This is a genomic window from Cupriavidus metallidurans CH34 (assembly GCF_000196015.1).
Classification (GTDB): domain Bacteria; phylum Pseudomonadota; class Gammaproteobacteria; order Burkholderiales; family Burkholderiaceae; genus Cupriavidus; species Cupriavidus metallidurans.
The window spans coordinates 1,534,042-1,549,525 of sequence record NC_007973.1; the positions used below are offsets into that span (position 1 = coordinate 1,534,042).

General features: G+C 65.2%; 12 protein-coding genes. 4 read left to right on the forward strand and 8 right to left on the reverse strand.

Annotated features, from left to right (window positions below; all coding sequences use genetic code 11):
- Window positions 1-46 precede the first annotated feature (46 nt).
- From prmB to RMET_RS07180, 7 genes are all read right to left on the reverse strand, one after another.
- Window positions 47-940, reverse strand: coding sequence for a 50S ribosomal protein L3 N(5)-glutamine methyltransferase (gene prmB / locus RMET_RS07150; RefSeq protein ID WP_011516173.1), 894 nt, complete (start codon window positions 938-940; stop codon window positions 47-49).
- 5 nt (window positions 941-945) lie between these two features.
- Complete coding sequence (gene dapE, locus RMET_RS07155; RefSeq protein ID WP_011516174.1) at window positions 946-2,097, reverse strand: succinyl-diaminopimelate desuccinylase; 1,152 nt, start codon at window positions 2,095-2,097, stop codon at window positions 946-948.
- A gap of 18 nt (window positions 2,098-2,115) precedes the next feature.
- Window positions 2,116-2,463 (reverse strand): arsenate reductase, encoded by a 348-nt coding sequence (locus tag RMET_RS07160; RefSeq protein ID WP_008649082.1) that lies wholly within the window; start codon window positions 2,461-2,463, stop codon window positions 2,116-2,118.
- Between the two features lie 16 nt (window positions 2,464-2,479).
- Window positions 2,480-2,866 (reverse strand): hypothetical protein, encoded by a 387-nt coding sequence (locus tag RMET_RS07165; protein WP_029308066.1) that lies wholly within the window; start codon window positions 2,864-2,866, stop codon window positions 2,480-2,482.
- 59 nt (window positions 2,867-2,925) lie between these two features.
- Window positions 2,926-3,750 (reverse strand): 2,3,4,5-tetrahydropyridine-2,6-dicarboxylate N-succinyltransferase, encoded by an 825-nt coding sequence (gene dapD / locus RMET_RS07170; RefSeq protein ID WP_008649080.1) that lies wholly within the window; start codon window positions 3,748-3,750, stop codon window positions 2,926-2,928.
- Window positions 3,751-3,850: 100 nt separating this feature from the next.
- A complete protein-coding gene (gene dapC, locus RMET_RS07175; protein WP_029310236.1) occupies window positions 3,851-5,050 on the reverse strand; it encodes a succinyldiaminopimelate transaminase in 1,200 nt (399 codons plus the stop codon).
- A 100-nt stretch (window positions 5,051-5,150) separates the two neighbouring features.
- Window positions 5,151-5,990 (reverse strand): ferritin-like domain-containing protein, encoded by an 840-nt coding sequence (locus RMET_RS07180; protein WP_011516176.1) that lies wholly within the window; start codon window positions 5,988-5,990, stop codon window positions 5,151-5,153.
- A gap of 454 nt (window positions 5,991-6,444) precedes the next feature.
- Here RMET_RS07180 and smc point away from each other — a divergent pair, with 454 nt between their 5' ends.
- Genes smc through def form a run of 4 tightly spaced genes read left to right on the forward strand, consistent with a single transcriptional unit; the run spans window position 6,445 to window position 14,015 of the window.
- The gene (smc, locus tag RMET_RS07185; protein WP_011516177.1) at window positions 6,445-9,960 is read left to right on the forward strand and encodes a chromosome segregation protein SMC; all 3,516 of its coding nucleotides are present in this window, start codon (window positions 6,445-6,447) and stop codon (window positions 9,958-9,960) included.
- 1 nt (window position 9,961) lies between these two features.
- Complete coding sequence (locus RMET_RS07190; RefSeq protein WP_011516178.1) at window positions 9,962-11,281, forward strand: cell division protein ZipA C-terminal FtsZ-binding domain-containing protein; 1,320 nt, start codon at window positions 9,962-9,964, stop codon at window positions 11,279-11,281.
- An 11-nt stretch (window positions 11,282-11,292) separates the two neighbouring features.
- Window positions 11,293-13,458 (forward strand): NAD-dependent DNA ligase LigA, encoded by a 2,166-nt coding sequence (gene ligA / locus RMET_RS07195; protein ID WP_011516179.1) that lies wholly within the window; start codon window positions 11,293-11,295, stop codon window positions 13,456-13,458.
- Window positions 13,459-13,481: 23 nt separating this feature from the next.
- Entirely contained in the window at window positions 13,482-14,015 is a 534-nt protein-coding gene (gene def, locus RMET_RS07200; protein WP_011516180.1) for a peptide deformylase, read from the forward strand.
- Here the strand turns inward: def and RMET_RS07205 are convergent.
- The gene (locus tag RMET_RS07205) at window positions 14,003-15,445 is read right to left on the reverse strand and encodes an MFS transporter (protein ID WP_011516181.1); all 1,443 of its coding nucleotides are present in this window, start codon (window positions 15,443-15,445) and stop codon (window positions 14,003-14,005) included. The two genes, def and RMET_RS07205, sit on opposite strands and share 13 nt — an antisense overlap.
- Window positions 15,446-15,484: the final 39 nt, after the last annotated feature.

Here is a 15,484-nt window from a genome sequence, read left to right on the forward strand (position 1 = left end):
GCCAGTTCTGCTCGGTCCGGTGTGTGCCGAAATATCCCCTTTCTACTTAACCCGGCAGTGCCTCGTAAGTGACAAGGAACACCTGGTCGTCGCCGGCGCTGACCGAAAGCCAGACGATGTCGAGATCGGGGAAGGCTGCTTCGACGTTCTCGCGCTCGTTGCCGATTTCCACCACCAGCGCGCCGCCCGGGTTCAGGCGCTTCTTCGCGCCGGCGATGATCCGGCGTACTACGTCCATGCCGTCGTCGCCGCCGGCCAGCGCAATGCGCGGCTCCGCCATGTATTCGGGCGGCAGGTCGCGCATCGACTGCTCGTTGACGTACGGCGGGTTGGTCAGGATCACGTCGTAGGTGGCGGTCGACGGCAGCGGCGCGTAGAGGTCGCCTTCGTAGAGCGTGATGCGGTTTTCCATCTTGTAGTCCGCCACATTGCGGCGGGCCACGGCCAGGGCGTCGGACGAGATGTCCACCGCGTCGATTCGTGCGTGCGGCCAGACGTGTGCGGCGATGATCGGCAGGCAGCCGGAACCGGTGCACAGTTCCAGTACCGGGCCGATTTGCCCGGTATCACCGATCCACGGTTCCAGTCCTTCCTGCAGCAATTCGCCGATGAAGCTGCGCGGCACGATCACGCGGGAATCCACGTAGAAACGCAGCCCGTGCATGAACGCTTCGTGCGTGATGTAGGCGGCCGGCACACGTTCGTTTACGCGACGATCGATCACCTTGTGCACAGCGTCGATCTCCTCTGGCAGCAGACGGGCGTCGAGGAATGGGTCGAGGGTGTCCAGCGGCAGGTTCAGCGTATGCAGCACCAGGTAGGCGGCTTCGTCATAGGCGTTGGCGCTGCCGTGACCGAAAGAGAGCTTCGCGGCGGTAAAGCGCGAAACCGCCAGGCGCAGCATGTCGCGGACGGTTTTCAGGGAAGAGGTGGTGGCCATGGGGATCAGGCAATCAGGCGTTCCAGCACGCCACGGTAAACGTTCTTGAGCGGTTCGACGAAGCGGACTTCCACGTGTTCGTCGATCTTGTGGATGCTGGCGTTCGGCGGGCCGAATTCGATGACCTGCGGGCAGATCTTCGCGATGAAACGGCCGTCGGAGGTGCCGCCGGTGGTCGAGAGTTCCGTCTTCACGCCGGTCTCGGCCGCGATGGCCGCGCCCAGTGCTTCGGACAGGTCGCCGCGCGGCGTCAGGAACGGCTCGCCGCCCAGCGTCCAGTCGAGCGTGTAGTCGAGCCCGTGCTGGTCGAGGATTGCGTGCACGCGCGACTTCAGGCCGTCAGGCGTGCTGGCCGTCGAGAAGCGGAAGTTGAAATCGATCGTCACGTGGCCCGGGATCACGTTGGTCGCGCCGGTGCCGCCATGGATATTCGACATCTGCCACGTGGTGGGCGGGAAATACTCGTTGCCCGCGTCCCATACCTCGTTCACCAGCGTGGTCAGTGCCGGCGCGGCAAGGTGGATCGGGTTGCGCGCCAGGTGCGGGTAGGCGATGTGGCCTTGCACACCTTTGACCGTGAGCTTTCCGGACAGCGAGCCACGACGGCCGTTCTTGACCATGTCGCCGAGCGTGTCGACCGAGGTCGGCTCGCCCACCACGCAATAGTCGAGACGTTCGCCGCGTGCCTTCAGCGCTTCCACCACCTTCACGGTGCCGTCATGCGCCGGGCCTTCCTCGTCGCTCGTGATCAGGAAGGCGATCGATCCCTTGTGCTCGGGGTGTTTCGCCACGAACTCCTCGACCGCCACCACGAAGCCGGCAATCGACGTCTTCATGTCGGCCGCGCCCCGACCGTAGAGCTTGCCATCGCGATGGGAGGGCTCGAACGGGTCCGATGACCATTGGTCGAGCGGGCCGGTCGGCACTACGTCGGTATGGCCGGCAAAGGCCAGCAGCTTGCCTGCCGTGCCCTGGGTGCCGCGCTTGACCGCCCACAGGTTGGTGACGCGGAAATCGTCAGGGCCGCTGACGATGTTCTCGCAGGTAAAGCCAAGGGCCTTGAGTCGGGTCTCGAGCACGGCCTGGCAACCTTCGTCGGCGGGGGTGACCGAGCGGCGGCGGATCAGGTCTTCGGTCAGGGCAAGGGTCGGGTTCATGGGGCGGGGGATGAATCGTTAGAACAGGGCGGCGTAGCCGTCAGCGGAAAAACCGACGCTGACCTTGCCGTCGCGGTCCAGCACGGGACGCTTGATCAGCGACGGGCTGGTCTGCATCAGCGCGATGGCGCCGGCTTCGGACTCCGCGCGCGTCTTGTCCGCATCGGACAGCGCGCGGTACGTGGTGCCCTTCTTGTTCAGCAACGTGGTCAGGGGCACGTGCTTGAGCCAGGCGCGCAACATCTTCTCGTCGACGCCTTGCTTCTTGAAATCGTGGAACGTGTAGTCGACGCCGTTCGACTCCAGCCAGGTGCGGGCACGCTTGACGGTGTCGCAGTTGGGAATGCCGTAGAGCAGGGTAGTCATGGTGTCAGGTTCGGGTTCAGCGGAACAGCAGGTTGAGCGCGATGACCAGTCCGCCCAGGCCAAGCGCCACGCCGGCCATGGCCACGGCCGTCATCAGGCGCAGGCGCCGGTCAAGGCGCGCGGCTTCGCGGCGCAATGCCTCGATCGTGATGGCGTGCTGCTCGGCCAGCAGCTTGACGGCCTCGGCCTGCTGCATGGCGGTGGTTTCCAGCTCCGCGATGCGAGCGGCCGGGTCGCGTGTGTCGGCCGCGCCGGGTTGCGCGCCTTCCTCGTCCTTCTTCTTGCCTTTCTTGAGCTTCTCGATGGTCTTGTTGGCCTGTTCGAGGATGGTCGGCAGGAGGGAGAGAACGGTACTGACGGTGGCGGGGTCGAGGGCCATGAGTCGCTTGCGGAGGGATGGCATCGGCTGGGCTTCGCGCCGCCGGGGCGTGCCCGGCGGCGGCATTGCTGTCAAGGCGCGATTCAGTCGCGCAGCAGGTCGTTCAGGCTGGTCTTGGCGCGGGTTTGCGCGTCCACCTTCTTGACGATCACGGCGCAGTACAGGCTGTACTTGCCATCCTTCGACGGCAGGTTGCCGGCCACGACGACCGAACCGGCAGGCACGCGGCCGTAGTGGATTTCGCCCGTTTCACGGTCGTAGATCTTGGTCGACTGGCCCAGGTACACGCCCATCGAGATCACCGAGTTTTCCTCGATGATCACGCCTTCCACGACTTCCGAACGGGCGCCGATGAAGCAGTTGTCCTCGATGATGACCGGGTTGGCCTGCAGCGGCTCGAGCACGCCGCCGATGCCGACGCCGCCCGACAGGTGCACGTTCTTGCCGATCTGCGCGCACGAGCCGACGGTAGCCCACGTGTCGACCATCGTGCCTTCATCCACGTAGGCGCCAATGTTGACGTACGACGGCATCAGCACGGCGTTCCTGGCGATGTACGAACCACGGCGGGCCACGGCGGGCGGCACCACGCGGAAGCCGGCCTTCGCGAAGTCGTCGCCAGTCCAGTTGGCGAACTTGGTCGGCACCTTGTCGTAGAACTGGGCAAAGCCGCCAGCGCTCATCGGCGCGTTGTCTTCCAGACGGAACGACAGCAGCACAGCCTTCTTGATCCACTGGTTGACGACCCAGTCCTTGCCTTGCTTCTCGGCCACGCGCAGTGCGCCCGAATCGAGTTGCGAGATCACGTTGGCCACCGCTTCGCGGATGTCGTTCGGCGCGGACTTCGGCGACAGGCTGGTGCGGTCTTCCCAGGCCTGGTCGATCAGGGCTTGCAGTGCTTGCGTCATGGTTGTGTTCTCAGTGGTGAATATGTATCGGGAGTGATGCCGGAAATCCTCGTTCCGGCTTCAGGACATTCGGTGATTCAGGGTGAAGCGTTCGCGCCGGTCAGCCCAGCGACTTGCAGAATTCGACAATCCGGCGTGCGCCTTCGAGGCATTCGTCCGGGGTGGCCACCAGCGCCATGCGGACCCGGTTCGCGCCGGGATTCACGCCGTGGGCGTCGCGGGCCAGGTAGCTGCCGGGCAGCACCGTGAGGTTCTGTTCGGCCAGCAGCCGCACGGCGAACTCGGTGTCCGACAGACCAGTGCGCGAGACATCGGCCCACAGGTAGAACGCCGCATCGGGCAGGGCCACGTCGAGCACCCCTGCCAGCATCGGCGTGACCTCGGCGAATTTGCGCACATAGGCCGCGCGGTTCTCGCGCACGTGCGCCTCGTCGCCCCACGCCGCGGCGCTGGCGGCCTGCACGGCCGGGTTCATCGCGGCGCCGTGGTAGGTGCGGTAGAGCAGGAATTTCTTCAGGATCTCGGGGTCGCCGGCGACGAAGCCCGAGCGCAGGCCCGGCACGTTCGAGCGCTTCGACAGGCTTGAGAACATCACCAGCCGTTCCAGGCCCCGGCCAAGCTTGTGGGCCGCTTCGAGCGCGCCGAGCGGCGGCTTTGCTTCGTCGAAGTAGATCTCCGAGTAGCACTCGTCGGAGGCAATCACGAAGCCATAGCGGTCGGACAATTCGAAAAGCTGCTTCCAGTCTTCGAGCGACAGCACCGCGCCGGTCGGGTTACCCGGCGAGCAGACGTACAGCAGTTGCACGTGCGGCCACACATCGGCGCCGATCTGGTCGAACGCCGGCGCGAAGTTGCGCGCCGGATCGCTGTTGGCGAACACCGGACGGGCGCCGGCCAGAAGGGCTGCGCCTTCATAGATCTGGTAGAACGGGTTCGGGCAGAGCACCAGCGGGTTGGGCTTGCTGCTGTCGATCACGGTCTGCGCGAACGCGAACAGTGCCTCGCGCGAACCGGTGACGGGCAGCACCTCGGTGGCGGCGTCGACCTTCGGCAGGTTGTAGCGGCGTTCGAGCCAGCCCGCGATGCACGCGCGCAGCGCGTCGCTGCCGGCGGTGCTCGGGTAGTTGGCCAGGCCGCCGAGCGACGCGGTCATCGCTTCCTTGATGAAGGCCGGAGTGGGGTGCTTGGGTTCGCCGATGCCGAAGCTGATTGGCGGGACGGCGGCCGGTTTCACATCGGCCACCAGCGCGCGCAGTTTCTCGAAAGGATAGGTTTGGAGCAGGTCGAGGCGCGGATTCACGGTGGCAGCGGCGGGGCGGTTGAAACCCAGCATTATAAAGGAATGCCGCCCATCGCCGCGCGCGTGAATCCGGCAAATCCGCTCCGACTGGCGCCGGAGATCAGTACAGCATCACCCGCGACACCACAGCCACGATCGGCCGGCGCAGAAACCGCTCCACGCGGGCATTGAGGTGCAGTGGGCGCAACAGCATCCTGACAGTCATCTCCAGCGGCAGATGATGCCGGATAACGGCGCTGCAGCGGGAATTCAGCGCCCTGACATCGCCCTCGGGCACGTCTTCGCGTTCATGTTCGATCCGCAGGACGTTGCGCAGCGCGATCTCGGCGTCCTCGTTCTTGATTTCCAGCAGCCGCCGGGCCAGCGCGCCAAGTACCTTGCCGCGGCCGAGTCGCTCGTGCTCGTGCAGCGCGTTGAAGTAGCGATAAAAGTGCTTGTAGTGGCGGACTTCGTCGTTGGCGATGCGGCGGGTCAGATCGCGCAGCACTGGTTCGTCGCTGGCCTGTTCCAGCGCGCGGTAGTAGGTGGCGGTGCCGGTTTCCACCACGCAGCGGGCGGCCATTTCCAGGGCCAGCGAAGGCTCGAAATTGTCGATCGAGCAGGTCACGCTGTATTCGTCGAAGAAGCGCCGGTATCCACGTTCCCAGTTGAATTCGGGCCAGACATGCTCCACGTAGCGGCGTAGCGCCTGCCCGTGCTGGAGTTCCTCGCACTCCCAGTGCTCGGCGAGCCACCGGGCGGCTTCGGGTACGTCGGCGTAGTACTTGGCGAGGTTGCCCGCGTAGGTGTCGGATCCGCTTTCGATGAACGAGGCGGCGGCGAGCAGATAGAACAGTGTGCGGTTGTTGCGTACCTTGACGACATCGATCGACGAATAGTCGATCTCCGATATGGACCAGGGCAGGTCCCCCGGCGCCTTGGCCGGGTGCGTTGCGGTCATGCTCAATCCTCCATCCAGACTGCTGCTTGGCGCTTCAGGCTGGCCGCTGTCACGTCGAGTGCGGAGAACGGCCCGGAAGGCGATGAGGCCGGAGGGGACTCCGGGATCACGCCGGCATAGTGAGAGACTAGCACTAACCCTAAGAAGTTTCCTGGCGGATCGGCCAGACTTTGACTGCGGCGCGTATTTGCCAAACAACGGCGTGCGCCTAGAAAATCCTTGCAGCAACGCTGGCAACTGACGGATATCTATAGGTTTTCGGCGCCGGGGGATAGCGACGTTACGACCCGCGCAACGGTAGATAAAGCGGCCGGCCGAGAGAATGGCGATGGTATGATTAGCGCCAATCTATCGGGCACCGGGGGCAGGATGCGGCGCAGGCGTCACGTCTGGGCGGCGGGCTCCGTATGGCCCGGCTTATCCAATTGCGTATCGCCCAAACCACACGACAACCGTGCGACTGTCCTCGATCAAGCTGGCGGGCTTCAAGTCCTTCGTCGATCCCACCAATTTTCAAGTGCCCGGCCAACTGGTCGGCATCGTAGGTCCCAACGGCTGCGGCAAATCCAACATCATCGACGCGGTACGCTGGGTGCTCGGCGAATCACGCGCCTCGGAGCTGCGTGGCGAGTCGATGCAGGACGTGATTTTCAACGGTTCCACGGCGCGCAAGCCGGCCGGTCGCGCCAGCGTCGAGCTGGTGTTCGACAACGCCGAAGGCCGCGCGGCCGGACAGTGGAGCCAGTACGCCGAAGTCGCGGTCAAGCGCGTGCTGACGCGTGACGGCACGTCCTCCTATTACATCAACAACCAGCCGGTGCGCCGCAAGGACATCCAGGACATCTTCCTGGGTACCGGCTTGGGTCCGCGCGCCTACGCCATCATCGGGCAGGGCATGATCTCGCGGATCATCGAGGCGAAGCCCGATGACATGCGGATCTTCCTCGAAGAAGCCGCCGGTGTTTCCAAGTACAAGGAACGCCGCCGCGAGACCGAGAACCGGCTGGGCGACACGCGCGAAAACCTGACCCGCGTGGAAGACATCCTGCGCGAACTCGGCAATAACCTCGATAAGCTCGAGGGCCAGGCCGAAGTGGCGCAGCGTTTCCGCCAACTGCAGGCGGAAGGCGAAGAGAAGCAGCATCTGTTGTGGCTCTTGCGCAAGCGCGAGGCCCAGGCAGAACAGGAGCGTCACGCACGCGCGATCGACCAGGCGCAGATCGACCTGGAAGCCCAGACCGCGCAATTGCGCCATGTCGAGGCCGAACTGGAAACGATGCGCGCGGCGCACTATGCGGCCTCGGACGGCATGCATGCGGCACAGGGCTCGCTGTATGAAGCCAACACCGAGGTCAGCAAGCTCGAGGCCGAGATCCGCTACGTCGTTGAATCGCGCAACCGTCTGCAGGCCCAGATCGCCGCGCTGACCACTCAACGCGAGCAATGGCAGGGCAAATCCGATCAGGCGAATGACGAACTGGCGCAGGCCGAGGAAAACCTGGCGCTGGCCGAGGCACGCACGATCGAATCGCAGGAAACCGTCGCCCAGAAGAGCGACGAACTGCCGACGCTGGAAGCCCAATGGCGCGATGCCCAGCAGATGCTCAACGAGCAGCGCGCCGGCATCATGCAGGCCGAGCAGGCACTGAAGCTCGAAGCCGCGCATCAGCGCAACGCCAACCAGATGCTCCAGCAACTCGAGCAGCGCAAGGAGCGACTGCAGGGCGAGGAAAAGGGCCTGGATCGTCCGGACGAAGTCCGTCTGGAAGAACTGCGCATGGATCTGACCGAGCAGGAAGCGCTGCTCGAGGAAGCGCAGGCCGTGCTGATGGACAGCGAGGAGGCGGTTCCCCGCCTGGACGGCGAACGCCGTGCCGCGCAGGAGCGCGTGCAGAGCGAGGCCGCGGCGATCGCTTCGCTGGAAGCCCGTCTGTCCGCGCTGCGACAGTTGCAGGAGAACGTGCAGACCGACGGCAAGGTGCAGCCGTGGCTGGAGCGCCATGGGCTAGCCGAGCTTCCGCGTCTCTGGAAGAAGGTACATATCGAGCCGGGTTGGGAAAACGCGCTCGAATCGGTGTTGCGTGAGAAGCTGGCCGCGCTGGAAGTGTCGAACCTCGATTGGGTCAAGGCATTCCTTTCGGACGCGCCGCCCGCCAAGCTGGCGTTCTACTCGCCGCCGCCTGCCGCGCGTCCCGTAGAGGCCCCGGCCGGGCTGCGTCCGCTGATGTCGCTGCTGCAGATCACCGAGCCCGGCATTCGTGCCGTGATGCAGGACTGGCTGGCCGATATCTATACCGCCACGGACATGACGCAGGCGCTGGCCGCGCGCGGCACCCTGCCCGAGGGCGCGCAGTTCGTGGTGGCCGAAGGCCATCTGGTCGGCCGCAATGCGATTCAGATCTATGCCGCCGACTCCGAACAGGCTGGGATGCTGGCCCGCGAGCAGGAGATCGAGAATCTGCAGAAGCAGGCCCGTGCCCAGATGCTGTTGTCGGACGAAGCCAGGACGCAGTCGGTGCGTGCCGAGTCGGCGTACACGCACGCCAGCGCGGTGCTGATTGACACGCGGTCGCGTGCCGAACAGGCCACGCGCCGGGTGCACACGCTGCAGATGGACGTGCTCAAGCTCTCGCAGGCGATGGAGCGGTTCTCGGCGCGTAGCAACCAGATTCGCGAGGAACTGGCCGAGATCGATGCGCAGATCGACGAGCAACGCGCGATCCGCGCCGAATCGGAAGCCAGCTTCGAGCAGCACGACGCCCAACTGGCCGATATGCAGGCCTCGCATGAAGACCAGCAGATGGCCTTCGAGGGCATGGATGCGAAGCTGAGCGGGGCACGCCAGCAGTTGCGCGACCTGGAACGCGCCGCGCAGGAAGCGCTGTTCGCCGAACGCAATCTCGCCGGCCGCATCGACGAACTGCGCCGTAATATCCAGATGGCGGGCGATCAGAGCGAGCGCATCGCCGAGTCGCTCGAAAACGCGCGCGCCGAACTCGAAACGATCAACGAGCAGACCGCCAACACCGGCCTGCAGGAAGCGCTGGAAGTGCGCGCCGAGAAGGAGCAGAAGCTGTCTGCCGCGCGTATCGAACTCGACGCGCTCTCGGCCCAGCTTCGCCAGTTCGATGAACAGCGCCTGGCCGCCGAACGCAGCCTGCAGCCGCTGCGCGACCGCATCACCGAATGCCAGCTCAAGGAGCAGGCCGCGCGCCTGAACCAGGATCAGTTCAAGGAGCAACTGGCCACGGCGGAAGTCGACGAAGCCGCGCTGGCCGAGAAGCTGACCGGCGACCTGAAGCCGTCCTATCTGCAGGGCGAGGTCACGCGCCTGAACAACGCCATCAACGCGCTGGGCCCGGTCAACATGGCCGCGCTCGATGAACTGACGGCGGCGCGTGAGCGAAAGACCTTCCTCGATGCGCAGACCGCCGACCTGACCGACGCCATCAACACCCTGGAGGACGCGATCGCCAAGATCGACCAGGAAACGCGGGCACTGCTGCAAGGCACTTTCGATCAGGTCAATCACCACTTCGGCGAACTGTTCCCGTCGCTGTTCGGTGGCGGCCAGGCACGCCTGATCATGACCGGAGAGGAAATCCTCGACGCCGGCGTGCAGGTGATGGCACAACCGCCGGGCAAGAAGAACTCGACGATTCACCTGCTGTCCGGCGGCGAGAAGGCGCTGACCGCGATCGCGCTGGTGTTCGCGATGTTCCAGCTCAACCCCGCGCCGTTCTGCTTGCTCGATGAGGTGGATGCGCCGTTGGACGATGCCAACACGGAGCGCTATGCCAACATGGTTGCGCGTATGTCCGACAAGACCCAGTTCGTATTTATTTCCCACAACAAGATTGCGATGGAGATGGCCCACCAGTTGATCGGCGTGACAATGCAGGAGCAGGGTGTATCGCGGATCGTGGCGGTGGACATGGATGCAGCCGTATCGATGGCGGAGGTCGCTTAAGATGGAACTGCAGAACGCATTGATCATCGCTGGTGTCGTATTGCTCCTGCTGCTGGTGGCCTATAACCGCTGGCAGATCTACAAGGCGCGCCGCGTACGGCCGCTAATGCCCGAGGACGACGTTCAGCCGATGCGGGAGCCGGTAGTGGGCAAGACCACCCATCCCGAGACGGCGGCCAAGCTCAAGGAGGCCACGCCGCCGGAACAAGTCTCGCGCCGCGAGCCGACGCTTGGTGGGAGCGGACAGCGTCCCGCCGAACACGACGAGGACAAGGACGTGGCCACGGTGGCGGCGGCAGCCCGCGCGGCAGCCAGCACCGCGGATGCCGACGAGGCGGTGGCCGACGAGGTTGCTGTAGCCGCCTCGCCAGCGGCGGCGCATGCCGCGGATGACGTGACGTCGGCCGAGGCCGATGAACAGGCGAAAGCCCCCGAGGTGCCTGCCAGCGCGCAGCCTGCCGAAGCCGAGTCCCTCAATGGCCAGCCCACGCCCGCGGTGATTGATCCGTTGATCGACTGCATCGTGCCGATGCATCTGGAGCGCAAAGCGTCGGGCGATCGCATTTTGCCGCTGACGGGCCGTCTGCGTCGCGCCGGTACCAAGCAGGTGCATATCGAGGGCCTGCGCGTCGAATCCAACGCGTGGGAAGCCGTGACCGCAGGTCACCAGTACGAAGACATCCAGGTGGCCGTGCAACTGGCGAATCGCAGTGGTCCGCTCAACGCGCTCGAATTCTCCGAGTTCGTCAACGCAGTGGAAGCCCTGTCCGAATCGCTCGATGCATCGGCGGACCTGCCGGACATGACCGAGACCGTCGGGAATGCGCGCGAACTCGACGCGTTTGCGGCGGGCGCGGACGTGCAGCTCGGTGTGAACGTGATCTCTGATGGCGCGCCGTGGTCGGCCGCCTATGTCCAGACGGTGGCGACGCAGGACGGGCTGGTGCTGTCGCGCGACGGCACACGCTTCATCCGCTATGAACCGGGCGCCGACGGCGTGCAGCGACCGCTGTTCACGCTGCAATTCGGCGATACCAACTTCCTGCGCGACGACCTGACGTTGAGCGCCGGCCGACAGATCACGCTGCTGCTCGACGTGCCGCAGGCATCGCAGGCGGCCAAGCCGTTCAAGACCGTGTGCGAGTACGGGTACAGCCTGGCCCAGCGCATGGGCGCGCAACTGGTCGACGACAATATGCGGCCGCTGACCGAGGCGTCGTTCGTGGCGATCTTCGGCCAACTCGAGAAGTTATACGAGAAGCTGGAATCGCGCGGAATGCCCGCCGGATCGCCTGTTGCCGTGCGCTTGTTCAGCCAGTAACGGAGCCAGTCATGACCGCCAAGAAACAAGGCGCGCAGGCTTCGGCCTCCGCGCCGTCCGGCGATTCCCCCGCCGAGCGCGCGCAATGGTTGCGCGAAGAACTGGAGCGCTACAGCTACCAGTATTACGTGCTCGATGCGCCGACGATTCCCGACGCCGACTACGATGCGCTGTTCATCGAGTTGCAGGCGCTGGAAGCCGAACATCCTGAGCTGCTGACACCCGATTCCCCCACGCAGCGCGTGGGTGGTGCGCCATTGTCGGCGTTCGACTCGGTGCGCCACCGCGTGCCGATGCTGTCGCTCAACAATGGCTTCGAGGACGAGGACGTCATCAACTTCGACCGGCGCTGCGCGCAGGGCCTCGGCCGTGCCACGGCCGCAGCACCCGCAGCATTCGCGACACCCGCCGCGCCGGCTGACGATCTGTTCAGCGCGGCCGATGCCGCCGAGGCAGCCGCAAACACCGCCGGGAATGCCGTCGAGTACGCCTGCGAGCTGAAGTTCGACGGGCTCGCGATGTCGCTGCGATACGAGAACGGAACGCTCGTGCAGGCCGCCACGCGCGGCGACGGCGAGACGGGCGAAGACGTGACCGCGAACGTGCGCACGATCAAGGCGATTCCGCTCAAGCTGCGCGGCACGGCCCCGTCCGTGCTGGAGGTGCGCGGAGAGGTGTTCATGTATCGCGCCGATTTCGACAAGCTCAACGCGCGCCAGGCCGAATCGGGCGAGAAGACATTCGTCAATCCGCGCAACGCGGCGGCGGGCAGCCTTCGCCAGCTTGATCCGCGTATCACGGCCAAGCGCCCGCTTTCGTTCTTTGCCTATGGCGTGGGCGAGATGGAAGGCTTCGACCGTCCGGGCACGCACAGCGCAATGCTTGACGGCTTTGCCAAGCTCGGTTTGCCTGTTTGCGACGAGCGACGTGTGGTCCGGGGCGCCCAGGGCCTGCTGTCATTCCATCGCGAGGTTGGCGAGCGTCGTGACCAGTTGCCGTACGACATCGACGGCGTGGTCTACAAAGTCAATGCGATTGCCGAACAGGAACAGCTCGGCTTTGTCTCGCGCGCGCCGCGTTTCGCGCTGGCGCACAAGTTTCCTGCACAGGAGATGACCACTACGGTCGAGGACATCGAGGTCCAGGTCGGGCGCACCGGTGCGATCACGCCGGTGGCGCGACTGGCGCCAGTGTTTGTTGGCGGGGTCACCGTGACCAATGCCACGCTGCACAACGAGGACGAGATCCGGCGCAAGGACGTGCATATCGGCGACACGGTGATCGTGCGCCGCGCGGGTGACGTGATTCCGGAGGTGGTTGCCGTGGTGCTGGAGCGCCGCCCGGCGGATGCCCGTGCGTTCGTGATGCCGACTGAATGCCCGGTCTGCGGATCGCACGTGGAAAGGCTCGAAGGCGAGGCGATTGCACGCTGCACGGGCGGGCTGATCTGCGCTGCGCAACGCAAGCAGGCGCTGCTGCATTTCGCGCAGCGTCGGGCAATGGATATCGAAGGGCTGGGCGACAAGGTGGTGGAGCAACTGGTCGACCTGGGCATCGTGCGCACGCCTGCCGATCTCTATAAGCTCGGCGTGGCGAAGCTCGCGGCGCTGGACCGGATGGCCGACAAGTCGGCATCGAACCTGGTGGCGGCGATCGAGCAGTCTCGCGAGACCACGATGAACCGCTTTATCTTCGCGCTCGGCATCCGTCATGTAGGAGAGGCCACCGCCAAGGATTTGGCCAAGCACTTCGGCAAGCTGGACAACCTGCTGGCCGCGGACGAGGCCGCCTTGCTCGAAGTCAACGACGTGGGCCCCGTGGTGGCTCAGTCGATCGCCAACTTCATTGCCGAACCGCACAATGTCGAAGTTATCGAACAGTTGCGGGCGGCGGGTGTGCACTGGGCCGAGACAGAGCCGACTGCGCGTGCGCCGCTGCCCCTGGCTGGCAAGACGTTCGTGCTGACCGGCACGCTGCCGACGATGTCCCGCGAGGACGCCAAGGAGAAGCTGGAAGCCGCTGGCGCCAAGGTGGCGGGTTCGGTGTCGAAGAAGACCGACTACGTAGTGGCCGGGGCCGAGGCGGGCAGCAAGCTCGAGAAGGCGCAGACACTGGGCGTGGCGGTGCTGGACGAGGAAGGGATGTTGAAGTTGCTGGCCGAGGTTGGCGCAGCCTGATACGGAGAGAGGGAGAACGCGCAATGATCCGGGACATTCTGAAGATGGGCGACGCACGCCTGCTGCAACAGGCGCGCCCCGTGACGCAGTTCAATACGCCTGAGCTGCGCCTGCTGATCGACGACATGTTCGACACGATGGAACATGCCAACGGCGCCGGCCTTGCCGCGCCGCAGATCGGCGTGGACCTGCAGGTGGTGATTTTCGGTTTCGATCGCAACCCGCGCTATCCCGACGCACCGACCGTGCCGAAGACCGTGCTGATCAATCCATCCCTGGAGCCGCTGTCCGACGAGATGGACGATGGATGGGAAGGATGCCTCTCGGTGCCGGGCCTGCGCGGCGTGGTGCCGCGCTACACGCGGCTGAAATACACGGGCTTCGACATGATGGGCAACAGGATCGAGCGCGTGGCCGAGGACTTCCATGCGCGCGTGGTGCAGCACGAGTGCGATCACCTGATCGGCGTGCTGTATCCGATGCGGATCAAGGACTTCACGCGCTTCGGTTTTACCGAGATCCTGTTCCCCGAACTACCACCCAATTACGACGACTGAGGCGAGGCGCACGCCGTGATTGCCGGCTGCCCATGCCGGTTGTGATAGACCAGCGCAGCGGCAACCAGGATCGTCATCAGGCACAACTCGGCGGCGAGGCTGGCCAGCGCCGCATCGAGATAAGTCGCGGCGTGATGCAGTCGCTGCGCGAATACCGTGCCGAGCAGGGCCGAGCCGAGCCCGAGCGAGGCCTGCTGAACCGTGGCCAGCGCGGCGCTGCCCGCGCCGGCCTGGTCGGTGGGGATGTCCGCCAGGCCAATCCGGTAGAAGCACCCGACCACCAGCGCATTGCCGAAGCCGATCAGCAAGCTTGGCGGGGCGAGCGTCAGGATGTCCGGGTGGGGCCAGGCTTGCCGCAGCACGTAGGCCAGCACCACAACGCCGGCCATCTGTGTCACGCATCCGACAATCAGCACACGCGTGCGGCCCCAGCCGTTCACCACGCGCGGGCTCGTCAGCGATCCCGCAATAAAGGCCAGCCCAAGCGGAATGAATGCGTTGCCCGCCATCGTGGGCGTCATACCGGCGCCGCTCTGCAGCGTTAGCGCCAGCACGAACATCAGGCCGCTCCAGCACGCATAGAACAGCACGGCGACGATAAAACCGAAGCGCACGCTTGGCAGTCGCAGCAGCGACGGCGGCAACAGCGGATGCACGCCGCGGCGTTCCTGGCGCAGTTCGATGTACCAGAGCAGCAGCATCAACGGCGCCGTGGCGGCCAGAACGGCCAGCACGGGCCACGACCAGCGAAACATGGGTCCCAACGCGATCGGAAGCAGAATTGCCAGGATCACGGCTGCCAGCAGCACGGTGCCTGGCGCATCGATGCCAGTGGCGTTCTCACGCCGGGTCTCGGGGATCACGCGCGGCGAAAGGACCAGGATGGCCAGGCAGATTGGCAGGTTGATGAGGAACGCGTTGCGCCATCCCAGGCCGTCGATGTCGGCATCGACCAGCAAGCCGCCCAGAACCTGCCCGATGATGAACGCGATGCCGCCAATCGACGCGAACAACGCCAGGGCACGGGAGTGAGCGTGTCCGCGCAGGCCGACGTGAATTGTCGCCAGGATCTGCGGCACGAGCAGCGCCGCCGCCGCGCCTTGCAGCGTCCGCGCAATCAGCAGCGACAGCATCGAACCCGCCACGCCGCACAGTAGCGACGCGACGCCGAAGAGCAGCACGCCGATGTTGAAGATGCGACGGCGGCCGTAGTTGTCGCCGAGCCGCCCGCCCATGGCCAGGAAGACGGCGAATGCCACGCCGTAGACGGCCACCATCAGTTCCAGTTCGGACGGCGTCGCTCCCAGGGAGTGCTCGATAGGGTGTAGCGCCACATTGACGATCGAAAAGTCGATCTGTGGCAGTAGCTGGCCGGCCAGCAGGACGTAAAGTCCGGCTCGGCCGAGGGTGGGGGCGGGGGATGTTTGCATGGCGGATCTGGCCTCGACAACGCTTGAGGACCGGAGTAT